This window comes from Dietzia sp. NPDC055340 (genome assembly GCF_053645335.1).
This window is the reverse complement of sequence record NZ_JBSHML010000001.1, coordinates 106,373-131,379: the sequence shown is the minus strand read 5'-3', so window position 1 is coordinate 131,379 and position 25,007 is coordinate 106,373. Positions and strand designations below refer to the sequence as shown.

The window sequence follows — 25,007 nt, the reverse complement described above, 5'->3', positions numbered from 1 at the left end:
GTCGGTCCGGCGTCCGTCAGCGGCAGCCACAGTTCCGTAGCTCCGCGGCGATCCGGTCCAGCATCGGGCGCGCGTCGGCGGGGTCGGTGCCCGAGGACAGCAGCGCGAAGCTCATCGAGCGGCCGTCGACGTCGGTGACCGTGCCGGCCAGCGCGCTGGTGCCGCTGAGGGTGCCCGTCTTGGCGCGGACCCAGCCGGCGCCCGCGCCCGAGGGGCCGGAGAAGCGGTCGGCCAGGGTGCCCGAGCCCGCGGCCACCGGCAGGGCGTCGAGCAGGTCGCGCATCTCGCGGGTCGCGTCCGGGCTCGAGGCGGTACGCAGCACGTCCGTCAGCACGGCCGCCGGGATGCGGTTGCCGGAGCTCATGCCGGAGCAGTCGTCCAGCTTCACGCCCGTCATGTCCAGGCCGTGCTCGGCCAGGGTGTCGATCACGGCGGAGGTCCCGGCGGCGAAGTCGGCCGGCTTGTCCGGGTTGCGGGCCAGCGCCACCTCGCGGCAGACCGCCTCGGCCAGCACGTTGTCCGAGTGGACGAGCATCGAGCGCACCCGCTCGACCAGCTCGGCCGACGAGACGCGCCCGATCTCCCCCGTGGTCTCGACCGGCTCCGCGGACACCCGCACCGTCTCCGGATCCACCCCCAGCTGCCGAGCCAGAATCCGGCCCGCCGCGAGCGCAGGTTGCGCGTAGCGCGGCGAGTAGTCGTCGGCCGGGTCCATACGACCGCCGTCGAGCATCCACGGCTCGATCGGGGCCAGGTTGCCGGCCGCGATCTCGCCCGGCGACCAGCCCGGCCCCAGCGCGGGCCCGGTGTACGGCCCGGGCGCCACGATGATGCGGGCGGGAGCGAGATCCGAGGCCCGCACGATGTCCGCGGCCTGGGTGACCGTGGCCGAACCCGGGAACAGCGGGCCCGCTTCGGCGCCCCGGGACATCGTCGGGTCGCCACCGGGGATCACCACGAGCGTGCCCGGCTCGGTCCCGCTCGCCAGCACGGTGTCCACGCGCGCGTCGGCGGGCAGCTGCGTGAGGGCGGCCAGGGCGGTGAGCAGCTTGGTCGTGGAGGCCGGGACCCTGGGCGCGTCCGGGTCGCGCTCCCACAGCACCTGCCCGGTCACGTCGTCGACGACACTGCCCGTGAGGTCGCCCACGGCCGGGGAGTCCGCCAACGGGGCCAGCACCCGGGCGAGCACCGCCGGATCGGGCATCGGGGCCGAGTCGCCCGCCGGGAGCAGGCCCGGGGACGGTCCGGCGGCAGAGGCCGCCGGTTCGTGGGCCGCGGCGTCGCCGTCGTCGACCTCCGTCAACAGTGCCGCGACCACCACGGTGGCCACGAGAACCGCCAGAACCAGCACGGATACACCGATCCGCCACGCGGTCGAGCGCCCGCGCCACACACCCCGCTCGGTCACGGACCACCCCCAGGACGAATTGTTTCCGTCAGCGACGCCGTCGACCGCGGCGTCGTCTGCAACCACCTACGCTAGCGGCCCTCGTGACGCCGACCACCCCCGGCGCCGGGCCGCCTACTAGAATCACCCCGGATTCCCCGGGCGCCGGTCCCGGAAGGTAACGAACGCCGATTCAGCGAGGTACGACAGTGACCGTCGAAGTGACCATCGAGATCCCCAAGGGCTCGCGCAACAAGTACGAGATCCACCACGAGACCGGGAAGATCTACCTCGATCGCTTCCTGTTCACCTCGATGGGATACCCGGCCGACTACGGCTACATCGACGAGACCCTCGCCGACGACGGTGACCCGTGCGACGCCCTGGTGCTGCTCGACGAGTCCGTCTTCCCCGGCGTGATCGTCAACTCCCGCGTGGTGGCCGTCTACACCATGTCGGACGAGGCCGGTGGCGACGACAAGCTGCTCTGCGTCCCCGCGCTGGACCCGCGCTGGGAGCACATCCAGGACGTCGACGACGTGCCGGATTTCGAACTCAAGGCCATCGAGCACTTCTTCCTCCATTACAAGGACCTCGAGCCCGGCAAGCACGTCACGCCCGGCGAGTGGAAGGACAAGGCCTGGGGCGAGAAGCTCGTCGTGGAGGGCGTCGAGAACTTCAAGAAGCACCCCGAGGAGAAGTCCGAGCCCTTCCGCGGCTGATCCAGGCGCCTCTCGTCAGGCCCGGCACCCACGTGGTGCCGGGCCTGACCCGTATCCGGCGGGTCGTGGGCGCGACGGCGTGCCCTCGATCACGGTGATGATAATCACGTAACTTTCAGCCGCCTGCAACTTTGCATGGCCATGCAGGATCCGTACGGTGGGCCGGGTGACCCCCGACTGTCTCAAGCCCCGCGGGCTGCGTGAAGCGAAGAAGGCACAGACGCGTTCCGCACTGTCCGCCGCCGCCCTCAACCTCGTCAGCACCAGGGGATACGAGGCCACGACCGTCGAGGCGATCGCGCAGGCCGCAGGCGTCTCGGTGCGGACGTTCCACAACTACTTCCCCGGCAAGGCCGCGGCGCTGGCGAACCTGGCGGCGAACCTGGTCGGGGAGTACCACGCCGAGCTCCGGGCCCAGCCCGACGAGGTGAGCTGCGCGGACGCCCTCCGCGATGCGTGGCGCGAGATGCTGGACAGGTATCGCGCCGATGTGGCGGTTCTCAGCGTGCTTATCGACGCGGTCGAATCCAACCCGGACCTGCGCAGACACCTGCAGGACAACCATCCCGAGGTGCTGGTCACCGGCGTCGAGGAGGTGGCCCGGCGGCTCGGTCTGGACCCCGCCGTCTCGGCTGTCCCGCACGTCGTCGCCGAGATCACCTTCACGCTGGCCGTCACGGTGATCCGGATGCACGCCTCCCCCGACTTCGCCGGACGCACCCAGGACGACCTTCTCGACGAGGTGTTCTCGGCGCTGCCCCTACTCGTCGCAGTCCCCACCGACCCACACCACACCGACTAGGAGAAACCAGAACACATGGCTTCCTTCCTCTACCGCATCGGGCGGGCCTCGTACCGGCGCTGGTACATCGTCCTGGCCTCCTGGATCGGCCTCCTCGCCGTGGTCGGCGGGCTCGCGGCGGCGTTCTCCGCCCCCGCATCCAGCTCGTTCACCATCCCCGGCATCCCGTCCGAGCGGGCGCAGACGCTGCTCACCGAACGCTTCGCCAGCGACTCCGGCGAGGACCCGCAGACGGCGCCGACCTTCACCATGGTCATCGCGACGGCGGACTCGAGCCCGCTGACCACCCCGGAGAACCAGGAGAAGGTCGCGGAGGTCCTCGACTCCATCCGCGACATCCCGGGGCTCGCCGCACCCGACGCCGTCGGCACCCTGGGCCTGCCCTCCGGGGCGCTCGAGGCCGGCGCGCCCGGCGACCAGCCATGGCTCACCGCCGTGCAGGCGCAGTCCGCGGGCCTGATCGAGCAGACCACCGCCGCCGGTGGCGACCCGGCGCAGGCCGAGACGGACGCCGCCACGGTTTCGCCCCTGTCCGCGGACGAGTCCGTCTACAAGGTCCAGGCCGGCTTCGACACCGAGATCACCCCCAGCGCCGTCGACATGACCGACGAGCAGCGCCAGTCGCTGGCCGACGTCACCGACGCCGGTGAAGCGCTCGGCCTCGAGGTCGCCTACAACGGCCCCGCCGCCCAGGACATGGGCGCCATCGGGTTCACCTCCGAGATCATCGGCATCGTCGTCGCCCTCATCGTCCTGGCCATCACCTTCGGCTCGATCGTCGCCGCCGGCCTGCCCATCGTCACCGCGATCGTCGGCGTCGGAATCGCCGTGCTCTCGGTCCACGCCCTGTCGGGCACGGTCGAGGTCAACGACATGACGCCGATCCTGGCCACCATGCTCGGCCTGGCCGTGGCGATCGACTACTCCCTGTTCATCGCCAGCCGGTACAAGCACGAGATCCGACTCACCGACGACCGAGCACACGCCGCCGGCCGCGCGGTCGGCACCGCTGGCTCCGCGGTCGTGTTCGCCGGACTCACCGTGTTCATCGCGCTCGTCGCCCTCACGGTGGTGGGCATCCCCTTCCTGTCCGTGATGGCCCTGGCCGCTGCCGGCGCCGTCGTCGTCTCCGTCCTGATCGCCCTGACCCTCCTGCCCGCGCTGTTCGGCGCGCTCCAGGGCAAGGTCTTCGCCGGACGCCTGCCGAGGATCACCGCGCCGGATCCGGAGGACGAGGGCGTCAACACCACCGGTGAGCGCTTCGCCAAGGCCATGCGCGGCAAGCCGTGGATCGGCCTGGCCGGTGGCGTGGTGATCCTCGCGCTGCTCGCCATCCCGGTCGGCTCCATGCGTCTGGCGTTGCCGTCGGACACCACCATGGAGCAGGGCACCCCTGCCCGCGACGCCTCCGACCTCCTCGAGCGCGGCTTCGGCCCCGGCGCCAACGCGCCGCTGCTCGCGATCGTCGACGCCACCGACATCCCCGCCGAGGAGCGGATGCCCGCGTTCCAGACGGCCGCCGCCGACTTCCGCGACATGGAGGGTGTGGTCAACGCCCAGGTCGTCATGACCAACGGCGACCCCGCCGACCCGCTGAGCGCCGACACCGCGCAGCTCCTGGTGACCCCCTCGACCGGCCCCACCGACGAGGCCACCGAGAACCTCCTCCACGCCATGCGCGACCACGCCGACGCCTACACGGCCGAGACGGGAGCGAACTACGGCATCACCGGCATCACCGCCATCCAGGCGGACGTGTCCGAGCGGCTGTTCGACGCGCTCATCCCCTATCTCGCGATCGTCGTGACCCTGGCGTTCTTGCTGCTCATGGTGGTGTTCCGCTCGATCGTCGTGCCGTTGACCGCCGCGCTGGGCTTCCTGCTGTCCGTCCTGGCCACCCTCGGCGCGACCGTCGCGATCTTCCAGTGGGGTTGGCTCGGACTGGTCGAGGGCACCCCGATCATCAGCTTCCTGCCGATCATCCTCATCGGCCTGGTCTTCGGCCTGGCCATGGACTACCAGGTGTTCCTGGTCTCCCGGATGCGCGAGTCGTACACCCACGGCGAATCCGCCAGCGACGCCGTGGTGCACGGCTACAAGTACGGTGCCCGCGTGGTCAGTGCCGCCGCGGTGATCATGATCAGCGTGTTCGGCGGGTTCATCCTCATGGACATGGCCTTCATCAAGACCATGGGCTTCGCGCTCGCCGCGGCCGTGTTCTTCGACGCCTTCGTGGTGCGCATGGTGATCATGCCGTCGCTGATGTACCTCATCGGCGACAAGGCCTGGTGGCTGCCCGGCTGGCTGGAGAAGATCCTGCCGAAGGTGGACATTGAGGGCGAGAACCTCGCCGTCGAGGCGCCGGGGGCCACCCCAGCCGCCGCGGACGAGCGGGAGAAGGTCAGCGTCGGCTGACCGCGCCGGCCGGGGTGGGCCCCGCCCGCCGCGGCCGGACCCGGCTCACACCGGCCCCCCTCCAACGAGAAGAGCGTTCCGCACATCCCGCCCTCGGGAAACGTGTGCGGAACGCTCTTCGCGATGCCCGGGCGGGCAGGGGCGCGGTGGGCGGACGGGGCGGGCGGCTCAGCGGCCTGTGTAGCTGGCGTCGCGCTTCTCGAGCGCGGCGCTGACGGCCTCCATCATGTCCGCGGAGGCCAGGAAGCCCGCATTCCAGGTGGCGACGTAGCGGTTGGACTCGCGGATCGGGCCCTCGGTCGCGCGGTTCAACACCTCGCGGGTTCCGCGCACGACCAGCGGCGGGTTGTCCGCGATCTCGGCGGCGGTCGCGTGGGCGGAGTCGAGCACGCCCGCGGCGTCGTCGACCAGGTTGGTGATGAGTCCGTAGCGCAGTGCGGTCTCGCCGTCGATGTCGCGGCCGGTCAACGCCAGCTCACGGGTCAGGCCCGAACCGATGATGTAGGGCAGGCGGCCGAGCGAACCCATGTCGGCGACGATGCCGACCTTGACCTCGCGAACCGAGTACGACGAGTCCGCCGAGCCGTGCCGCACATCGCACGCCGAGATGAGGTCCATCGCGCCGCCGATGCAGCGACCCTGGACCGCCGCGATGGTCGGCGTCCGGGCCGCGGCCACCGAGTCGATGGCCTGACGCATCGTCTCCACGAAGTCGAGGATCCGCTCGTTGCGCGAAGCGTCCGGGGCCTTGTCCCGGGGCAGGAACTCCATGAACTGCGGCATCATCGCCATGAGGTCGAGGCCGTAGGAGAAGTTCCGGCCGTCGCCCGCGATGACGGCGGCACGGATCTCCGGGTCCGCGTCGAGCTCGGCCATCACGCGGGGCATCTCGGCCCAGAAGTCCGGGCCCATGCCGTTGTTGCGTCCCGGGCCGATCAGGGTGACCTGGGCGACGTGCGGGTGCCGGGTACCCTTTTCGATGCGGACCGAGGCGTACTCGCAGGGGGTGGTGGTGTCGGAATCGCTCATGGCCTAGAGACTGCCATGCCCCTGCCGCCCCGGCCCCCGGCAGTACCGGATCAGGCTCCGGAATTCGGCATGACGAACCAGAGGATCACGTAAATGAGCACCTGCGGCCCGGGAAGCAGCAGCGATGCCACGAACAGGACGCGGACCAGTGCCGGATCGAGCCCGAAGTAGTTCGCCAGGCCGCCGGCCACACCGCCGATCCAACGGTCCTCGGACCGGGCCAGACGCTTCGGCTGGGAGGTGGGAAAGCTGGTCATGACTGGAACTCCTTGTGGACGGCGGTGTCGTCGTCGTCCTCGTGGGGATGGTGGGCCGGGGATCTCTCCCCCGGTGACTCCCACTGTCCTCCCGTCGCGCCCGCACCACATCGGGGACGAACCCCGATTTCCGACCCTGATCCCGGCTCGGGGTCGCCCGGTTCCCGGCCCGGAGTTCGTCAGGTGTGGAACTCGCCGCAGTCGACGGTGAGGGTCTGGCCGGTGACCGCCGAGGCCCGGCCGGAGAGCAGGAACAGGACTGGGTCCACGATCTCGCGCTCGGTCGGCAGGCGGCGCAGGTCCATCTTGGCGGCCGTGTGCTGGTAGACGTCCTCGACCGAGCCACCGTACTTGCCGGCCAGGTGCTCGAAATAGGCCTTGAGGGTGTCGCCGTAGATGTAGCCCGGCGCGACCGTGTTGACGCGGATGCCGCGTGGGCCTAGTTCCGTGGCCAGCGAGTGACCCAGCGCGACCAGCGCGGTCTTGGCGATCTTGTAGCCCGCGTAGCGCTCGCGGGAGTGGTGGATGACGGCCGAGGCCATCATCACCACGGAGCCGTCCCCGGCCTCGAGGAGCGGGGTGAACTCCTGCGTGGCGCGCAGGGCGCCCATCACGGACAGGTCGATGCCGCGGGTGATCTGATCGTGCTCGGTCTCCGCCAGCGGCTTCATGCTGGGCACCGCGAAGGCGCTGTTGACCAGGCCGTGCACCGCGTCGGTGTGCTGCTCGACCGTCTCTCGCAGGGCGCGCACCGAGTCCGGATCGGTGGCGTCGACCGCGGCCGCGATCGCCCGGCCACCCACCTGCGTGATCTCATCGGCCAGCTGGTCCAGACGCTCCTGCGTCCGCGCTGCCACCACGACCGTCGCGCCCTCGCGCGCGGCCTCGAGCGCCAGCGTCCGGCCGAAGCCGGGGCCGGCGCCGATGATCACGATGACCTTGTCCGCGAATAGCCCTGTCATGCAGGCCATCAAACCAGCCGGGCGGCCGCATAGGGGACGGTTCGGTGCGGATTCAACGGCCTCCCCTCCACGGGTGTCGGTGGACTCTCGGCGTTCACTTACCCGGGATACCATCCACCGGTGCGATCGATCCCCGAGCAGTATCTCCGCGGCCCCCATGCCCCGAGCCCGCGGACGTTACTGGACGTCCTCGGTGCCGCCGCCGAGCGGCATCCCGACGCGCCGTGCCTCGACGACGGCGACCGGATCCTGAGCTACGGGCAGGTGTGGGAGCAGATCCACGCCTCCGCGCGATGGATGCACGAGCAGGGCGTGGGGGCCGGGGACCGGGTCGGCATCCACATGCCGTCCGGCACCGCCGAGCTGTATCTGGCGATCCTGTCGACGCTCGCCGCCGGGGCCGCGTACGTGCCCGTGGACGTGGAGGATCCGCCGGAGCGCGCCGAGCTCGTGTTCGGCCAGGCGCAGGTGGCGGCCATCTACCGGGCCGAGGGCATGTCCGTCACCGACCCGGGTCGTCGCGTCGACCCGTCGCTGCGCCGGGCGCCGAAAGGGGACGACGACTGCTGGATCATCTTCACCTCCGGCACCACCGGCCTGCCCAAGGGCGTGGCCGTGACGCACCGCAGCGCCGCCGCGTTCGTCGACGCCGAGTCCCGGATCTTCCTGCAGGACGCCCCGCTGGGGCCCGGGGACCGCGTCCTGGCGGGGTTGTCCGTGGCGTTCGACGCCTCGTGCGAGGAGATGTGGCTGGCCTGGGCCCACGGCGCCTGTCTGGTGCCGGCGCCGCGGTCGATCGTCAAGTCCGGACTCGACCTGGGCCCGTGGCTCCGCGACCGCGGCATCACCGTCATCTCCACCGTTCCGACGCTCGCGTCGATGTGGCCGAACTCGATGCTCGCCGACATCCGCATGGTCATCCTCGGCGGCGAGGCCTGCCCTCCCGAACTGGCGGCGCGACTGTCCGGCGACGGACGCGAGGTGTGGAACACGTACGGGCCGACCGAGGCCACCGTCGTGGCGTGCGCCGCGCCGCTGGACGGGCTCGGCGAGGTGTCGATCGGCCTGCCGCTGGACGGCTGGGACCTGGCCGTAGTCGACGACGACGGCCACCCGGTGGGCTTCGGCGAGTCCGGCGAACTGGTGATCGGCGGAGTGGGGCTCGCACGCTACCTCGACCCCGAGAAGGACGCCGAGAAGTACGCGCCCATGGAGACCCTGGGCTGGGAGCGCGCCTACCGCTCGGGTGACGTGGTCCGGCTCGAGGAGGACGGCCTGTACTTCAACGGGCGGGTCGACGACCAGGTGAAGATCGGCGGGCGTCGACTGGAGTTGGGCGAGGTGGATACCGCCGTCTCGGCGCTTCCCGGGGTGAGCGCCGGCGCCGCGGCGGTGAAGAAGACCGACGCCGGCCAGCCCGTGCTCGTGGCCTACCTCGTGGCCCGGGACCCGGCGGGTTTCGATCTGGCCGAGGCCGCCGGCATCCTGCGCGAGCACCTGCCGGCCGGCGTGGTGCCGCGACTGACCCTGGTCGACGAACTGCCGACCCGCACCTCCGGCAAGGTCGATCGCGTTGCCCTGCCCTGGCCGCTGGCGGCGACCTCCGCCGCCGAATCGGAGCTCGACGGCACCGAGGCGTGGGTCGCCGAGCTGTGGTCGTCCGCCCTGGGGGCCGACGTCTCCGGCGTCGACGAGGACTTCTTCGCCCTCGGGGGCGGCTCGCTGGCCGCAGCGCACGTGGTGGTGAAGGTCCGTGAGCGCTTCCCGGCCGTCACCGTCGGTGACATCTACGACCGCTCGCGACTGGGCGACTTCGCCGAGTTCCTCGACTGCCTCGAACCGGAGGCCGAGGTCGAGCCCCGCGACGTCCGGCCGGTCGGCCGTGGGGCGCAGCTCGTGCAGGTCCTCGCAACCATCCCACTGCTCACCGTGACCGGCCTGCAGTGGCTGACCTGGCTCGGCGTGGCGAACAACATCGGAGCGGAACTCGGCGCGAGCTGGGCGCGCCCCGTGTCGTGGTGGGTGCTGGCGGTCATGGCTGTGCTCCTGCTGTTGCCCGTCGGCCGGATGGTCGTGACCGCCGGCCTGTGCCGGGTGCTCATGGCCGGGGTCCGACCGGGGGCGCACCCGCGCGGCGGCTCGGTACACATCCGACTGTGGGCGGCCGAGCGGCTCGTGGAGGCCTCGGGCGCGGCCTCGCTCGCCGGCGCCGGCTGGCTGACCACCTTCGCCCGCCTGCTCGGTGCGACGATCGGCCGCGGCGTCGACATGCACACCCTGCCGCCGGTCACGGGCCTGCTCACCGTGGGCGACGGCGCCTCGATCGAGCCCGAGGTCGATCTCGCCGGTCACTGGGTCGACGGCGACGTGGTGCACATCGGCGCGATCGAGATCGGCGAGAACGCCGTGGTGGGCGCCCGTTCGACCCTGCTGCCGGGCGCGACGATCGGCCGCGGTGCCCACGTGGAGATCGGGTCCGCCGTCGTCGGCGCCGTCAAGGCCGGCAAACGCTACGCCGGATCCCCCGCCCTCAAGCGCGGCAAGCGCGGCTCCAGCTGGCCGTCCGAGCCCGCCCCGCACAGTCGTGGGTGGAGCCTGATCTACCAGGTCTCCGCACTGGTGCTGGGCGGGATGCCGCTCGTCGCGCTGACCGCCGGGCTGGCCCTGGTGGCGTGGGGAGCGCGCGACGCCGAGGGCCTCGCCCGGCTGGCGCTGCAGACGACGCTCTGGTCGATCCCCGGAGCACTGCTCGCGTTCGCGGTCCTCACCGCGTTCACGATCGTGTCGATCCGTCTCCTGTCGATCCGGCTCAGGCCGGGCTTTCACCCCGTGCACTCGCGCACCGCATGGCAGGCCTGGTGCAGCGAGCGGATCATGGACGCCGCCCGCAACTGGCTGTACCCGCTGTACGCATCCATGCTCACCCCGATCTGGTTGCGGATGCTGGGCGCGAAGATCGGCAAGGACGTCGAGGCGTCCACGGTGTTGCTCATCCCGTCACTGACCACGGTGCGCGACGGGGCGTTCCTCGCCGACGACACCATGGTCGCCCCCTACGAGCTCGGGTCCGGCTGGATGCGCCTCGAGCACGCGCAGGTCGGCAAACGGGCGTTCCTGGGCAACTCCGGCATCGCCTCCGCCGGCCGCAAGGTACCCGCCCGCGGCCTGGTCGCCGTCCTCTCATCCGCCCCGCAGAAGGCGAAGAAGGGCACGTCGTGGCTGGGCTCGCCCCCGCAGAAATTGCCCCGTGCCGTCACCGATACCGACGACGCCCGCACCTACCAGCCGCCGCGCCGCCTCAAGGCCGCCCGCGGGGCGTGGGAGACGCTGCGCCTGATCCCCGTCTGGATCTCGTTCCTGCTGCTGTGCAGTGTCCTCGTCCTGATGCAGGCCGCGCACCAGCAGTGGGGCTTCGCCGTGGCCGCGGTGACCTCCGGGCTCGTGCTCGCCTACGCGGGCCTGGTCGCGATGCTGCTCGCGGTGCTCGCCAAGTGGCTGTTCGTGGGCCGTATCCGCGCCGGTGAGCAACCGTTGTGGTCGTCGTTCGTCTGGCGCAACGAGGTCGCCGATTCCTTCGTCGAACTACTCGCGGCCCCCTGGATGGCGCGCCCCGCCTCCGGCACGCCGGTGCTGGGCGTGATGCTGCGTCTCCTCGGCTCGCGCCTCGGCCGCGGCGTCTGGTGTGAGTCGTACTGGCTTCCCGAGGCCGACCTGATCACCCTCGGTGACGGCGCCACCGTCAACCGCGGCTGCGTGGTCCAGACCCACCTGTTCCACGACCGGATCATGCAGATCGACACCGTCGACCTGGAGGCCGGCGCCACCCTCGGGACCCACTGCGTGACCCTGCCCGCCTCCTCCATCGGGGCCGGCTCCACCGTGGGCCCGGCCTCGCTGGTGATGCGCGGCGACCGCATCCCCGCAGGCACCCGCTGGCAGGGAAACCCCATCTCACCGTGGCGGGGCTGAGGGCTCAGAAACGGCGACGGGGGCCCGGCCGCGGGGTCCACTAGACTCGCGCAGGTCATGGAACTCAGGGCAGTCAAGAAGGACCTCGTCGCCAAGATCGCCGCGCCCCGCAACCCGTCGCGGGCGGACCCGGTCGACCCCTACCTACCGTCCGCCGGCAACCACGGGTACGGGGTCACCCGCTACGAACTGGACCTCACCTACAAGATGAGCTCCAACAACCTGCGCGGCGAGGCCGTCATCACCGCCACCGCCACCGAGCCACTCGATTCCCTCCTGCTCGACCTGTCGCCGCACCTCACCGTCTCCAAGGTGACGCTCGACCGCGGCCGGGTCGCCCGCTACAGCCGGCCCCGCGGCAAGCTCGCCGTCACCCCCGCCGAGCCGCTCGCGGTGGGATCGGCGTTCACGCTGACCATCCGCTACGCCGGCAATCCGCGCCCCATCCGCGGCGCCTGGGGCGAGGTCGGCTGGGAGGAACTGACCGACGGCGTCCTGGTGGCCAACCAGCCCAACGGGGCCGCCAGCTGGTTCCCCTGCGACGACCACCCCTCCTCCAAGGCCCCCTTCCGGATCAGGCTCACGGCCGACTCGCCGTACCGCGCGGTGGTGACCGGCTCACTCGTGGGCAAGAAGCGCAGCGGCAGCATGACCACCTGGGAGTTCGACCTCCCCCACCCCACCTCCACGTACCTCGTCACCGTCAACCTCGGCCAGTACGAGCACGTGGAGGTCAGCGGCGGCCGCGTGCCGTTCCGCGCCTACCTGCCCGCCGACCTCAAGCGCGGTTTCCGGGTGGCGTTCGACCGGCAGCTCGAGATGATCGACGTGTTCACCGATCTGTTCGGGCCGTACCCCTTCGAGGAGTACAAGGTCGTGGTGACCGACGACGAGCTGGAGATCCCGCTCGAGGCCATGGGTATGTCGACGTTCGGTCGCAACACGATCGAGTCCGGCGGCGCCGACGAGCGGCTCATCGCCCACGAGCTCGCCCACCAGTGGTTCGGCAACGCGGTCACCGCCGCCGAGTGGAAGCACATCTGGCTGCACGAGGGTTTCGCCTGCTACGCCGAGTGGCTGTGGACCGAGTTCTCCGGCGGCGCCGACGCCGGCAGCCACGCGCTGCGCTACTACGCCAAACTGCAGAACTCGCCGCAGGACATCCTCCTCGCCGACCCCGGCCCGAAGGACATGTTCGACGACCGCGTCTACAAGCGCGGCGCCCTGACCCTGCACGCGCTGCGGCTGACGATCGGCGACGAGCGTTTCTTCGACCTCCTGCGGGCCTGGGTGGCCAAGTACTCGGGCAAGAACGTCACGACCGACGACTTCCTGCACATGGCCGCCGATCATTCGCCCGTGGACCTGCGCCCCCTGTGGAACGCCTGGTTGTTCTCCGAGCCCGTGCCGCCCACCCTCGGCATGCCCGATGGCCTCCCCGGATCCCGCTGAGGCGGCGCCCACGACCGCTCGGGGGGCCACGGGCGGGATGCGGGCGCTGACGCTGGCCACCCTGTTCGCCGCGGCGTCTGGGTACCTGGTGATGCTCATCGCCGGCCGCGCCCTGGGGCCGGCCGACTATCCGCTGTTCGCCACCTACTGGGGCGCGTTCTTCGCCCTCGGCGGTGTCGCCAACGGGCTCATGCAGGAGGCCACGCGCGCCGTGCGGTCGGCGCGACAGCTCGCCGGCGGCGTCGGGGCTCCTGGTGTCGACGACGACGACGTCGGCAGCATCGGCGACCCGCCTCCCGCCTCCCCGCCGACCGGCCCCCGCGTCCGGCTCCTGACCGCCGGCCTCGTACTCGGCCTGGCGCTGGCCGCCGCGGTCGTGGTGAGCACCCCGGCGTGGGCCCCGGTCGGGCTGCCGACGTTCTCCGGGGCCGGTGTGACGATCATGGCGTTCGGCATCCTCGGATTCAGTCTCCAGGCGGCCACCGCCGGCGCCCTGTCCGGCTCCGAGAGGTGGGGGCTGTACGCGGTCCTGCTCACCGTGGACGCGGCGCTGCGCCTGGCCGTGGCCGGTATCGCCTGGTGGCTCGGTGATGCCGGGCTGGGCTTCGCGATCGCCACCGTCGCCGGCGCCATCACGTGGGCCCTTCTCGTCGCGCTCTCCCCCGCCACGCGCTCCGCACTCGCCTCCGCCGTGGATGTGGGCCGAGGCCGCTTCTGGCGCAACACCGGCACCGCGATGCTCGCCTCCGCCGGCACGTCGGCACTGGTCACCGGGTTCCCGCTGTTCGTCACCGCGACCGCCCGCCCCACCGACCCGGCCCCGCTCCTCGGTGCGGTGATCCTGGCCATCACCCTCACCCGCGCTCCCCTGCTCGTGCCGCTGACCAGCTTCCAGAGCGCGATCATCGTCTACTTCGTCGAACGCCGTTCCCGGGGACCGCGAGCCCTCGCGCTACCGGTCGCCGCGGTGACCGCCGTCGGCGTCATCGGCGCCGGGGCCGCGTGGCTGGTCGGTCCCTGGCTGATCCGCGTGCTGTTCGGCGCCGAGTTCGAGCTGTCGGGCGCCGTGCTGGCCGCCCTGACCGCCGCCTCGGTGGGAACCGCCGCGCTCATGGTGACCGGCAACGCCGCCCTGGCCTTCGACCGCCACCTGCTCTACAACGTGGGCTGGTGGGTGGCGGTCATCGCGGCCGCAGCGCTGCTCGTCGCCGTGCCCGGCGCGCTCGACGTGCGCGCCGCGATCGCGCTGCTCGCCGGGCCCGGCGTGGGCGTACTGGTGCATGTGGTCGGACTCGTCGTCGTCGCCACCTCCTTGCGCCCGGGGGCCCGCTCGTGACCCACCTCCGTCCCCTCGGCCGCGGTGCGGCCGAGCTGCTCGCCGCGCTGTTGGTGGCCGCCGCCGTGGGTGTTCTCACCCTGCTGGTGGTGAACGCGCCGCCGTTCGCCCAGCCCAGCTGGCTGCCGGAGTCGTTCCGGGCGGCCCTCTCCGCCGGGTTCGTCGTTCTGGCCGGCTGGCTGCTGCTGCGCCGCGCGACCGGCCGGCGCACCCTGTGGCTGCTCGGCACGGCGGGCCCGTCGTTCCTGGCCTCGTCCCATCTGGGTCTGCTGCTCAACGGGACCCCGCACTACCTGTTCGGCCTGGGTGGCGACCAGATCAACCGCGTCGCCTACGTGACCCGCTTCGCCGATTCCGCGGGGCTGGCCGACCCGTTCTACGCCGACGCCGCGCCGTTCTATCCGCCCCAGTGGTTCTGGGTGGGTGGTCGGCTGGCCGCCATGCTCGGCGTGGACGGGTGGGAGTTCTACAAGCCGTACGCGATCATCACGATGGCGGTGGCCGGGGCGCTCGCGTTCGTGGCCTGGCGGTGGCTGCTCCCGGCCCGACTGGCGGTCCTGTTCGGCCTGGTGACCGCCGTCGTGGGCGTCCACACCAACGCCTATGAGCCGTATTCGTGGATCCTGATCTGCCTGTTCCCGCAGGTCGTGGTGGCAACCTACGTGCTCAGCGCGCGCATCGCCGTGGCCGCGGGCTCGCCGACGGACAGCCGGCCGACGTGGCCGCTCGTCGTGACGATCGGCGTCTACCTCGGCATCGCGGCGTTGGGATACACCCTGATCGCCGGCTTCGCGGCGCTGGTCGTGGGCCTGGTGGTTATCCTCCACACCTGGTGGCACCGCTCCGAGCGCGCCGTGGTCCGCGCCCTTCTCGGCCGGCTCGCCGCGATGGCCGGGATCTCCGCCGCGATCGCGCTCCTGTTCTGGCACCGCTACCTGTTCGCGGTGATCACCGGGGCGGAGACCGAGTCGTCCGTCGCCAACGATTTCGCGCCCGAGTCCGGTGCGCACCTGCCACTGCCGATGTTCGAGATGTCGGTCACGGGTGTCCTGTGCCTGATCGGGTTGGTGTGGATCGTGGTCACCGTGTGGCCCACCGGCGCCGATCGGTCCGCCGCCGCGCTGCACGCGCGGGTCAGCGTCGGTGCCCATGACGAGCCCCGCCCCGACGACGACAACGACCCCGCTCCCTCCGCATGGCCGCTGCCCTCACCGGGTCGGGCGCTCGTGCTCGCGCGCAGCCTGGCCGTGATCACGGTGGCCGTGTTCGGCTGGTTCCTGCTCTCCGGGCTCCGGGCCGTCGCCGGCAGCACGCTGTTGCCCTTCCGCATGATCCCCGCCCTCACGCTGGTCCTGGCCCTCGCCGGTGTGGTGGGGGCGCTCGCGCTGACCCGGTGGGCCGTCGCGGTGGTCCCGGGGTTGCCTCACAGCAAGGTGCTCGCGGCCGTGGTCGTGGTGGCGGGGCTCGCCGCCGTCCAGATGGTGCAGCACGTGTCCGAGGAGGACGCCGAGTTCGCGGAGGTCGCGCGCAACACCCCCGGCGTGCCCACGCACGTCCTGACGGCGATCGACGACATGACGTCCGACCGCGAGCCCTCCGACCTGGTGCTACTGACCTCTGACCCCACGCTGTACTCGTACCGGCCGTTCTTCACGTTCCAGGCCCCCGCTCAGGCGTATGCGACCCCCGCCGGACGCTACGAGGAGCGCACCGACGAGATCCGCGACTGGGCGGCGACCCCATCGGCCGCGGACCTGGCCGCCGAGCTCGACGCGAGCGAATTCCGCGCCCCCGATGTGTTGGTCCTGGATCGCGAAACCCCCGAGCGGTGGGTGTTCCCCGCGGTGATCAACCAGATGCCGCTCCAGCACAACAACTCCCGCGAGGAGATCGTGTTCGGTCCGGGCCAGTTCGATGACCCCGACCTGTTCGACGTACGCGAGGTGGGGGCGCGGGTCGTGATTGTGCGGCGATAGGTCGCACGTCGGGCCGGCGTCGGTGTCGGCGCTGGCTTCGGCCGTCGGCGTCGGCGTCGGCGTCGGCGGGGTACGCCGGAACTTTCTTGTGATCGCGGGAACCGTCCGCCGAGCCGGGCCGTCGTACTGGTTGTGGGAATGAGTAGAGGTGTAGGCGCGGTGCTGGTCGCCGCCGTCATGGTGCTGTCCGGGTGCGTGTCTGACGCCGAGGATGTGACGACGACGAGCCCGTCACCCGAGACGCCCGTCAATCCGTGGGACCTGCCCCTCGAGGAACGGCCCGACCTCTTCGACCCGTGCGCCGAAATCCCGGTGGAGGCGATTGAAGAGGGTGCGGGATCGCCCCTCGAGGTTGTCGAACAGTTTCAGAACTATAAGCCAGGCGAGCTCATCTCCTGCGGCTGGAAAACCGACGAGGTGCACGTCAGCCTGCTGTCGACGTGGAAGAGCCGTGAAGAGTTCCTCGCCGATAGCACCGTCTCAGTAATTGACGCAGATTCAAACGCCACCGGCAGACCGTCTCTTCGAATGCAAGAAGCGGCCGATAGCACCAACATGGGGTGCCTCCACCTCTTCTTCACCGAAGTGGGCACGGTTATGTACAAAATGAGCTTGGTGACTTCGCTTGAACAGTTTAAGGGCGAGCGATTTGTCGATTCTTGCGATGCTCTTGATCAGGCGATAAAACCGGTAATTTCAAGGCTTCCGCAGGGGGACTTCTAATGCGTGTCCACCTAGATCCAGAAGCTGCAAGCAGCTGCACCAAGGCGTGTGACGCCTTTATCGATAAATTGAACGAGAGCACCGATGGCCAGTTCCTTAAGGAACAGTTCCATAATTCTGCGGCTTTTGACACAGCCCGTCAGATTGGTGCCGTCTATTCGCTTTTTGCGGGCGAGGATCTGCGGACTCTTCTTGATGGATTCGTCACTCAAGCAAAGGCAATGTCGGTGCTGTTTGCCGCAGCCGGCGGGATGATCGATGCCCAGGACGAAGCAGCTGCTGCCGCACTCGGGAAGGCGGCCGAGGAGCCAGCCGGGCTGAAGAGCATCGGACTGATGAGCATGCTGGCGTCGATGCATGGCCCGGCAGCGACTGTCGCCGTCTCGGCATCCGTTTCGGCCGCGGAGGACCCCGAGAACGTGGGCGGCTACAACCGAGTAGGGCCGGAGGACGTGTCCTCGACCCCATTGGAGCGGATCGTCACCGCCGCCGAGGCGTTGGATCCGAGCCAGTTCGAACAGGTACAGAAGCAGGTCACGACCGCTGCGGGCACGCTGGACTCGGCGGCTTCCACCCTGCAACGCGAATTGGACGACGTACTTGGCGGCGCCTGGCAGGGCGAGTTCGCCCAGGAGGGCGCGAGGGCGGTCCACGCGTTGACCGGGTCCGCGTTCGACTTGGTGGGTGTGCTGGAAGAAGTAGCCACCCGAGCCGACGGAGCACAGGTCGGGTTCCACACCACCCGCAGCAACATCTCCTCCGAGTCGCTGAAGCTGGAGCTGGCGCAGGCCCGCACCCCGGGGCTCGGATCCGGTCCCGGCGCGACACTGGGTCCCGCCTCACCAGGCGCGCCCCAAGCTGCATCCGCTGCTCGGGCGGCAGCGGAAGAACAGGCGCGAGCTGTGGTCAACACCGAGTACAGCCCAGCAGTGATGAAGGCCAACCTCGACGACCTCCAGTTCCCCACCGCCTTTCGAGTCGTCTCCGGCGCCGCACTTGGTGGCGCCACCGGCATCGACCCCGTCTCTGCCTGGAACACCGGAGGTATTCCGCAGACCGCCGGCGCAGCCGCCCCCGGCCCAGCTGCCTTGGCCGCTGCCGGTGCCGGCGGGCCCGGCGCCAGCGGGGTCAGCGCGAGCGGGGTCAGCGGGCCAGGGGCCGACGCTGCGGGCGCAAGCGCGCCAATCGCGGCTACCGATGCCGCCACCGAACAGGCACTACTGGCCTCACGCGCCGGCGGAGGCGACGCATCGGGACTGGGCGCAGCCGCTCCGAATGCGGGCGCAGGCCCGGCCGGGGCAGGTCCGGTGAACGCGGCCACCACCGCGGCGGGGGCGCCTCTGGCCCCGATGAACGGAGCCCCGGGACAGCAGGCCGGTGGCACGGGAACGTCCGGCATCCGCGGACTACGCGGCAATGCCGGAGCCCGCGGCGGCGCGGCGGGCGGCCGGGACCGTGATCGCGGCTTCGGCAGCGCAGCCGGGCTGGTCGGGGGCGGCGGGGCCGCAGCCGCCGGCGCAGCAGCGACTCGCATGGGCGGGGCCGGGACCCTGGCAGGTCTCAGCCACTCGGCCGGACCGGGTGTCGGCGGCCCATCTGCCGGAGCCCCGGGGGCAGGCGCAGGAAACGCCACCGGAGCAACCACCGGTGCTGGTGGGATGGGGCCGACGTCGTCGTCGACTGGTGGTCCCACCGCAGGGCGACCAGGCGCGGTGCCGATGGGCATGATGGGCGCCGGCGGGGCCGGGCAGAGCTCCGACAGACGTGGACACACGCCAGCCGGCTATCTGACCAACGCCACCAACACCACCGACATCATCGGCGACCCCGTCAAAGTCGCGCCCGCCGTACTCGGTCGCCACGCTGAGCCCGGAAGTACGACAACCGACGCGGCTGTGGGCAAGGCCGACGTTGCGGATTCGGATGGTTCCGCAGGCGTCGTCCGCTCGCCGGGGCGGGTGCTCGGCCGCAGCTACACGGGCAGCGGCGACGAGCGGGACTAGGCGCGGAGCTAGACGCAGTGCTCGCGCTATCGAGTGCTCATCGAGGTCAGGCGCTGCGGAGGTCGACCGGCGCCGGGAACGGCAGGACGATCTCGCGGCCCACGTCCTCGATCGCGTCGGTCAACGCGGTGGTGAGCACGATGCGGTCGTCGTAGACGTGGGCGATCCGAACCGTGAGAGGGCCCGCATCCGACGACCCGGGCTCGCTGTACACGAACCGTTCGGCCAGGAAGCGCAGGCCGATCGCGTCGAGTGCTTCCTCCGCCTCGAACCAGTCGTCGACGGGCTCCAGCGGGCGGCCGAGGCGATCAATAGGGACCAGGCGCGGCTCGGCGACGGTCATGTCGATCCAGCCGACCAGCTCGCCGTCATCGCGGCGGTGCGGAATCCAGGTTTCGGGGATCATCAGACAAGTCTGCCCGTGCGTTGGTGAGTCGGTCGTCATCCCTGCGGAAATGGTCGCCGCTATGGCGCGACGCGCTCGGCGGCGTCGCACTGGTGACGACCATCCGGCCGGGGCTCACGCCGTGACGACCGCCTGCATGATCAGGAACGCCATTAACGGCACCAGCGGCGTGACCACTATCGCCGTCACGAGCGCCCACAACCGGCGGCGCCACAGCACGAGCGCGCCCATCACGACGACGGTCGCCACCAGCGCAGTGATCGGCGTGAGCGCCATGATGGTCTGCCAGCGCGGCTCGCAGATCAGCTCGGTGCTCTCGCGGAAGCAGGTGTCCGAGAGCATCGCCGACAAACCGCCGAACAGCAGGCTCAGCAGTGCCAGGACAACGACCTCGGCGCCGTAGAGCCCCGCCCCGATCACCCAGGAGACCGGGGCCGGCCCGGAGCCCGCGCTCGAACCTGGACCCGGATCCGAGCCCGGGCGGCCGGGCGCGGGCTCCACCGTCAGAACTTCCGGAAGGTGTGCCCCAGCAGCTTCTTTCCGCCCTCGGCCAGCTTCCCTGCCTTGGCTGCGGTGGGCAGCAGCGAGAGCGCGTTGAGCCGCGAGGTCACATGCAGGCGCGCGGCCCGTTCGGCGTTCTTCCAACCGCGGGCGCCGAACGCGTCGGCCTCGCCGGAGAAGAAGCGGGCCTCCTCGTCGAAGCGGCGGCCGTCGAGCGCTCGCACCGACGAGTCGGAGGCCGAGTGGCGCCGGTAGAGGAACGCGAGCGTCGGGTCGTAGATCATGTGCCCGCCGCCGGTGATCACATCCACGAGCAGCGCCAGGTCCTGCACCACGTCCAGGCCCTCACGGAAGCCGATGCGCTTGACCCACTCGGAGTTCCACGCCAGCGACGGGAAGTAGGTCCAGTTGCCGTGCATGAGCGAGGTCATGAGCTTCTCGCCGTGCAGCACCGTGCGGCCGTCGGCCTTGGGGGTGGTCAGCGACTTCACGCTGTCGCCGAGGCCGCGGACGGCGGAGCCGTGCTCGTCGATGACGTTGACGCCGACCTCCATCACCGCGGCGTCGGGCACGGCGGCGAATCCGTCGGCCACGACCTGCAGGTAGTTGGGCAGCATGATGTCGTCGGCGCCCATGATCACCACGATCGGCGCGGTGACCATGCCGATGCACTTCCGGTAGTTGCCGTTGGCGCCGAGGTTGGTCTCGTTCTTCTCGTAGGTCACCCGGCTGTCGACCGCGGTGATCTCGCCCATGTAGCGGGCGGGCTCCGGGTCCGGGTAGCCATCGTCCACCACGACCAGCCGGAAATCCTTGTAGCTCTGCGCCAGGACACTGTCCACGGCCTTCTTGAAATGGTCGACATCCCCGTAGTAGGGGAGCATCACATCAATGGCCATTGGTGAACCGCCGTCCTTGTCGTCTCCGGATTGTCCGTCCGATCGCATAGTATCGACCCTCGATGACCGGAGACAGTGTGCGGCCCACGGGGCCAGATGAGGAGGCCGGGGGCGACCCCGTCCGCAACCGCGATGTCTGGCTCATCGTGCCCTGCTTCAACGAGGGCACGGTGATCGAGGACGTGCTGCGCAACGCCGGCGAGACGTTCCCCAACATCGTCGCGGTGGACGACGGTTCGGCGGACGACTCGGCGGCGGCGATCCACCGCGCCGGGGCCCACCTGGTGCGGCATCCGGTGAACCTGGGCCAGGGCGCGGCCATCCAGACGGGTGTCGAGTACGCGCGGAACCAGCCGGGCGCCCGCTACTTCGTCACGTTCGACGCGGACGGTCAGCACCAGGTCAAGGACGTGCTGACGATGGTCGGGCGGCTCCGCAGCGAGCCCGTGGACATCGTGGTGGGCACCCGTTTCGGCCGCCCGCGCGCGGAGGACGACCAGGTGCCGCTGATCAAGCGCCTCGTGCTCCGCACCGTGGTGATGCTCAGCCCGCGCACGCGCCGCCTCGGGCTGACGGACGCCCACAACGGCCTGCGCGTGTTCAACCGCCGCGTGGCCGAGGGCCTCAATCTGCGCATGAACGGGATGAGCCACGCGAGCGAGTTCGTGGAGCTCATGGACTCGAACGGCTGGCGCGTCGCGGAGGAGCCGGTCGACATCCTGTACACCGAGTACTCCATGTCCAAGGGGCAGTCGCTGCTCAACGGGATCAACATCCTGTCCGACGGGATCGTGGGACGGAGGCTGCCCTAGATGATCAAGGTTCTGCTGCTCCTCGCCGGTGCGGTGCTGGTCGCGTTCTTCGTGGCCAACCGTCGCAAGGCCCGGGCCAAGGCCGGCGTGAAGATCGGCTTCGTGCTGTTCGTGGTGTTCATGGTCTACGCCGTGATCCGCCCGGACGATCTGACGTGGGTCGCCAACCGCCTGGGTGTGCAGCGCGGCACCGACCTCGTGCTGTACGCGCTGGTCATGGGCTTCGCGTTCGTGACGGTGTCGACGTGGGTGCGCTTCCGCGAACAGGAGCTGCGGTACGCGCGACTGGCCCGCACCATCGCGCTGGCCGACGCGGTGCGGCCCGAGGATCACGTCGATGTGCGGGTCATGAAGCCCGTGTCCGACGACGATCCACTGCAGTCCTGAGCCACGTCGTGGATCCCGCGAAGGGTCCGGACGCGGATTCCGCGCAGACAGCCGGGACCTGCGAGAACACCGAGGCCTCCCGCACCGCCGCCGAAGTCGATGAGGCCGCCCGGCTGCGGGATCGGCTCGGCGTGGCGAGCGCCCGCCTCGAAGCCCTACTGCCCCCGGAAGATCCGGCCGCGCCGGGGGAAGGAGCCGCGCCGCGCGGGGGTGTTGCCAGGTTCGACGACGACACCGTCAACTCAGGGCTCCGATCACTCCTTGCCCCCGCCGCCGCTCGGGTCTCCCGCCTACTCGAGCTGGCGGGGTCGGTCGCGGACGGCACGCTGACCGAGGAGTCCGCAACGCGGGCCGCCCGGGCGATCGCGGCGGAACAACCCCATCGGCGGCCGCGGTGAGCGGTGCGATTCCGGAGAACCCACCTCCGCTGCGGGTCACACGACTACTCGGGCTGGCGACCGAGGTGCTCTCGGCCCGGGATGCCCTCGCCACGGCGCGCGACGCCCTGCTCTCGGCGCCCGTGCACTCCCCCGCGCTGACCGCGCTCGCCGAGGCGATCGACGGCGAGGCCCGCGGTCTCGACGAGTTCCTGGCCGGCGTGTACCGGCTGGTCGAACTGGCGGAGGACAGCTGGGACGATCTCGTCGGCCCGCACCCACTCCCCGAGCCTGAGCGCGGCCGCCTCCTGCGGTCGCTGGACCGTGCCGTGGACAACGCGTTCGTCGATCTGGCCCGCCTGACCGGCATCCGGCCCGCCGGGGGCCAGGCGATCGACGCCGCCGGCCTCGACACCCGCGCCACGGTCGCGTCGTGGGCCCGGGCCGAGCCTGACGCGGTGTACTCGACCGTCGAGCACCTGAGCACCGCCGACCGCCGCCTGCTGGCGCTGGCCGAGCCCGTGGCGGTCGGCAGCACGTACGGCGTGCCGTGGGCTGTACGCGCCCGTGCCAATACGGTGTCGGTTCGTCGGGCGCTGCATCGCGAGCAGGTGGCGGGCACACCATGGAGCCCGCGCATCGGCCGGCTGGAGACCATGGCCCGCCGGGCGGGTCGCCGGCGTCGTTCGTTCGTCGGCTTCTCGGCACGACGGGGCGGCCGGATGATCGAGGTCGTGGGTGAGCCCGGCCCCGCCACCGAGGCGATCGCGGTCTACGTGCCGGGCACGGGCACCAACCTGGACATGTCGCACGTCAACACGGATGTGGTCGATGACCTCGTCGACGCCGCCGCCGGCCGCCTGGTCGCCGTGGCCTACCTCGACGGCGAGTTCCCGCAGGACATCATGGCCGACGCCGGCCGCCCGGACTTCGCCGAGGAGATGGCTCCGCGTCTGGTCCGCTTCTGCCGCGAGGTGGGCCGCGTGGTGGAGATCGACTGTCCCGGCGCCGCGGTCACGGTCCTCGGCCATTCGTACGGCGGCCGGATCGTGGGTACGGCCGAGCGGATGGGGCTGCGCGCCGACCGGGTCGTCTACGCCGCCTCCCCCGACCTCGGCGTGGGGGTCAACGGCCCCGAGGACTGGCGCTCCCCCGGACCGGTTCACCGCTATTCGATCACCGCGCCGGCCGATCCGGTGGAGCTGCTCCAGGCCCGGTTCGCGCTGCGCCGCCGCTGGATGACCCGTAACCTGCCGGACGGGGTGGTCCGCCTCGACGCGGGTTTTTTCGACGACGACGTGCCCGTCTACGGGACCCGCGGTCATGGCGGGTTGTTCGATCGGGACTGTGGCGCGTTCCGGGCCATGCTGGCAGTGATGCTCGGCGCGCGGGTACCGCTCTGGTGCGACCGCGAGATCCACGCCCGCCACACTCGCGTGCGTAGGGGCGAGCAGGGACGGCTGCTGCCGATGATCCGCCGCCACGCGGTCGGGCTGTGGCTGCGGCGGGACGACGATCCCTACGGCGAACCCGCAGTCGTGTGGGCGGCACCCGGGCAGGTCATCGACATCCCCGCTGCCGGGTCGGTGCGGCGTTAGCAGCGGCGGGGCCGGTCAGTCGCGGAAGTAGGCGACCGTGCGGGCCACTCCCTCGCGGATCGGCACCTGCGGGTTCCAACCGAGCACCTCGCCCGCGCGGCGGGCGTCCAGCGCCGAGCGTGCGACGTCGCCGAGGCGGGCGGGCGCGTACTCGGGATCGTCGGTGGCGCCGGCGGCCTCGGCGACCAGGGTGTGCAGTTCCCGGTCGGAGGTCTCGACGCCGGTGCCGATGTTGAAGCGCAGCCCGGCCGCGGCCTCGACCTGCGACGCGCGGACGAAGCCGTCCACCACGTCGTCGACGAACACGTAGTCGCGGGTGTTGCCGCCGTCGCCGAAGACGCGGGTGGGCTGCCCGGCGAGCAGGCGCTGCGAGAAGATCGCGACCACGCCGGCCTCGCCGTGCGGATCCTGGCGCGGGCCGTACACGTTCGCCGGAGCGACGCCCGCCCACTCGATGCCGTACAGGCGGGAGAACATCTCGAGGTAGATCTCCCCGGCGACCTTGCCGGCCGCGTACGGGCTGAGCGGATCCACCGCCCGGGTCTCGGCCACCGGCAGCTCGGTGACGGGACCGTAGATCGAGCCGCCGGAGGAGGTGAACACGATCCTGCGCACCCCGGCCCGACGGGCGGCCTCGGCAAGGCGCACGGTGCCCACGACGTTGACCTCGGCGTCGTGCACCGGGTCCTCGACGGACAGCCGCACATCGATCTGCGCGGCCAGGTGGAAGATCACCTCCGGCCGGGCCTCGGCCACCACACCCTCGATCGCGGGATCGGTGAGCCCCATCTGGTGGAATGCGAACCGCTCGCCGACCTCACGGGCGGCGGCGAGGTTCTCGAGTCGCCCGCGGGACAGGTCGTCGATGACCGTCACCTCGTGCCCCTCTGCCAGCAGTCTGTCCACGAGGGTCGAGCCGATGAACCCGGCTCCGCCCGTCACGAGTGCACGCAAGTGTTCCCCTCCCGGTGTGCGGCGGATCCGCCGCGGCCGA

Annotated in this window: 22 protein-coding genes; 13 read left to right on the top strand and 9 right to left on the bottom strand. The window is 71.0% G+C overall.

Annotated elements, in window-relative coordinates:
* Positions 1-16 precede the first annotated feature (16 nt).
* Entirely contained in the window at positions 17-1,408 is a 1,392-nt protein-coding gene (dacB, locus tag ACWIFB_RS00565; protein WP_452099702.1) for a D-alanyl-D-alanine carboxypeptidase/D-alanyl-D-alanine endopeptidase, read from the bottom strand.
* Positions 1,409-1,596: 188 nt separating this feature from the next.
* Between dacB and ACWIFB_RS00560 the strand changes: the two genes are divergently transcribed.
* From ACWIFB_RS00560 to ACWIFB_RS00550, 3 genes are all read left to right on the top strand, one after another.
* On the top strand, positions 1,597-2,109 hold the full coding sequence (locus ACWIFB_RS00560) for an inorganic diphosphatase (RefSeq protein WP_454056965.1): 513 nt from the start codon (positions 1,597-1,599) through the stop codon (positions 2,107-2,109).
* Between the two features lie 166 nt (positions 2,110-2,275).
* Positions 2,276-2,911 carry a TetR/AcrR family transcriptional regulator gene (locus ACWIFB_RS00555; protein ID WP_454056964.1) on the top strand — a complete coding sequence of 212 codons (636 nt, stop codon included), beginning with the start codon at positions 2,276-2,278 and terminating at the stop codon, positions 2,909-2,911.
* Between the two features lie 15 nt (positions 2,912-2,926).
* Positions 2,927-5,326, top strand: a complete 2,400-nt coding sequence (locus tag ACWIFB_RS00550) for an MMPL family transporter (protein ID WP_454056963.1) — start codon at positions 2,927-2,929, stop codon at positions 5,324-5,326.
* A 168-nt stretch (positions 5,327-5,494) separates the two neighbouring features.
* Here ACWIFB_RS00550 and ACWIFB_RS00545 read toward each other — a convergent pair whose 3' ends face one another.
* The 3 genes from ACWIFB_RS00545 to ACWIFB_RS00535 all read right to left on the bottom strand — a co-directional run bounded on the left by ACWIFB_RS00545 (position 5,495) and on the right by ACWIFB_RS00535 (position 7,574).
* On the bottom strand, positions 5,495-6,355 hold the full coding sequence (locus tag ACWIFB_RS00545) for a crotonase/enoyl-CoA hydratase family protein (protein WP_454056962.1): 861 nt from the start codon (positions 6,353-6,355) through the stop codon (positions 5,495-5,497).
* 50 nt (positions 6,356-6,405) lie between these two features.
* Positions 6,406-6,612: a PspC domain-containing protein gene (locus ACWIFB_RS00540; RefSeq protein ID WP_230929895.1), complete on the bottom strand. Its 207-nt coding sequence runs from the start codon at positions 6,610-6,612 to the stop codon at positions 6,406-6,408.
* 179 nt (positions 6,613-6,791) lie between these two features.
* Positions 6,792-7,574: an SDR family oxidoreductase gene (locus ACWIFB_RS00535; protein WP_452100350.1), complete on the bottom strand. Its 783-nt coding sequence runs from the start codon at positions 7,572-7,574 to the stop codon at positions 6,792-6,794.
* 120 nt (positions 7,575-7,694) lie between these two features.
* Between ACWIFB_RS00535 and ACWIFB_RS00530 the strand changes: the two genes are divergently transcribed.
* The 5 genes from ACWIFB_RS00530 to ACWIFB_RS00510 all read left to right on the top strand — a co-directional run bounded on the left by ACWIFB_RS00530 (position 7,695) and on the right by ACWIFB_RS00510 (position 17,030).
* Entirely contained in the window at positions 7,695-11,543 is a 3,849-nt protein-coding gene (locus tag ACWIFB_RS00530; protein ID WP_454056961.1) for a Pls/PosA family non-ribosomal peptide synthetase, read from the top strand.
* A 57-nt stretch (positions 11,544-11,600) separates the two neighbouring features.
* Complete coding sequence (locus tag ACWIFB_RS00525) at positions 11,601-12,995, top strand: M1 family metallopeptidase (protein WP_454056960.1); 1,395 nt, start codon at positions 11,601-11,603, stop codon at positions 12,993-12,995.
* Positions 12,973-14,331 carry a polysaccharide biosynthesis protein gene (locus ACWIFB_RS00520; RefSeq protein WP_454056959.1) on the top strand — a complete coding sequence of 453 codons (1,359 nt, stop codon included), beginning with the start codon at positions 12,973-12,975 and terminating at the stop codon, positions 14,329-14,331. Before ACWIFB_RS00525 ends, ACWIFB_RS00520 begins: the two co-directional genes overlap by 23 nt.
* The gene (locus ACWIFB_RS00515) at positions 14,328-16,307 is read left to right on the top strand and encodes an arabinofuranosyltransferase (RefSeq protein ID WP_454056958.1); all 1,980 of its coding nucleotides are present in this window, start codon (positions 14,328-14,330) and stop codon (positions 16,305-16,307) included. Before ACWIFB_RS00520 ends, ACWIFB_RS00515 begins: the two co-directional genes overlap by 4 nt.
* Before the next feature lie 159 nt (positions 16,308-16,466).
* Positions 16,467-17,030 carry a DUF3558 family protein gene (locus ACWIFB_RS00510; RefSeq protein ID WP_454056957.1) on the top strand — a complete coding sequence of 188 codons (564 nt, stop codon included), beginning with the start codon at positions 16,467-16,469 and terminating at the stop codon, positions 17,028-17,030.
* A gap of 11 nt (positions 17,031-17,041) precedes the next feature.
* Here the strand turns inward: ACWIFB_RS00510 and ACWIFB_RS00505 are convergent, their stop codons facing one another.
* Positions 17,042-17,242, bottom strand: a complete 201-nt coding sequence (locus tag ACWIFB_RS00505) for a hypothetical protein (protein ID WP_454056956.1) — start codon at positions 17,240-17,242, stop codon at positions 17,042-17,044.
* A gap of 9 nt (positions 17,243-17,251) precedes the next feature.
* On the opposite strand from ACWIFB_RS00505, the gene ACWIFB_RS00500 reads away from it, so the two are divergent.
* Positions 17,252-19,033: a WXG100 family type VII secretion target gene (locus ACWIFB_RS00500; RefSeq protein WP_454056955.1), complete on the top strand. Its 1,782-nt coding sequence runs from the start codon at positions 17,252-17,254 to the stop codon at positions 19,031-19,033.
* 46 nt (positions 19,034-19,079) lie between these two features.
* Here the strand turns inward: ACWIFB_RS00500 and ACWIFB_RS00495 are convergent, their stop codons facing one another.
* The 3 genes from ACWIFB_RS00495 to ACWIFB_RS00485 all read right to left on the bottom strand — a co-directional run bounded on the left by ACWIFB_RS00495 (position 19,080) and on the right by ACWIFB_RS00485 (position 20,839).
* Complete coding sequence (locus ACWIFB_RS00495) at positions 19,080-19,439, bottom strand: hypothetical protein (RefSeq protein WP_344988899.1); 360 nt, start codon at positions 19,437-19,439, stop codon at positions 19,080-19,082.
* Between the two features lie 114 nt (positions 19,440-19,553).
* Positions 19,554-19,940: a hypothetical protein gene (locus ACWIFB_RS00490; RefSeq protein ID WP_454056954.1), complete on the bottom strand. Its 387-nt coding sequence runs from the start codon at positions 19,938-19,940 to the stop codon at positions 19,554-19,556.
* 2 nt (positions 19,941-19,942) lie between these two features.
* Positions 19,943-20,839: a glycosyltransferase family 2 protein gene (locus tag ACWIFB_RS00485; protein WP_230929882.1), complete on the bottom strand. Its 897-nt coding sequence runs from the start codon at positions 20,837-20,839 to the stop codon at positions 19,943-19,945.
* 62 nt (positions 20,840-20,901) lie between these two features.
* Between ACWIFB_RS00485 and ACWIFB_RS00480 the strand changes: the two genes are divergently transcribed.
* The 4 genes from ACWIFB_RS00480 to ACWIFB_RS00465 are packed head-to-tail and all read left to right on the top strand — an operon-like array spanning position 20,902 to position 24,013.
* The gene (locus ACWIFB_RS00480; RefSeq protein WP_230929881.1) at positions 20,902-21,651 is read left to right on the top strand and encodes a glycosyltransferase family 2 protein; all 750 of its coding nucleotides are present in this window, start codon (positions 20,902-20,904) and stop codon (positions 21,649-21,651) included.
* Positions 21,652-22,038, top strand: coding sequence for a DUF2304 domain-containing protein (locus tag ACWIFB_RS00475; RefSeq protein ID WP_230929880.1), 387 nt, complete (start codon positions 21,652-21,654; stop codon positions 22,036-22,038).
* 8 nt (positions 22,039-22,046) lie between these two features.
* Positions 22,047-22,436, top strand: coding sequence for a hypothetical protein (locus ACWIFB_RS00470; RefSeq protein ID WP_454056953.1), 390 nt, complete (start codon positions 22,047-22,049; stop codon positions 22,434-22,436).
* Positions 22,433-24,013 (top strand): alpha/beta hydrolase, encoded by a 1,581-nt coding sequence (locus ACWIFB_RS00465; protein ID WP_454056952.1) that lies wholly within the window; start codon positions 22,433-22,435, stop codon positions 24,011-24,013. The genes ACWIFB_RS00470 and ACWIFB_RS00465 overlap by 4 nt, the downstream gene beginning before the upstream one ends.
* A 15-nt stretch (positions 24,014-24,028) precedes the next feature.
* Here ACWIFB_RS00465 and ACWIFB_RS00460 read toward each other — a convergent pair whose 3' ends face one another.
* On the bottom strand, positions 24,029-24,967 hold the full coding sequence (locus ACWIFB_RS00460) for an NAD-dependent epimerase/dehydratase family protein (protein ID WP_454056951.1): 939 nt from the start codon (positions 24,965-24,967) through the stop codon (positions 24,029-24,031).
* Positions 24,968-25,007 lie beyond the last annotated feature (40 nt).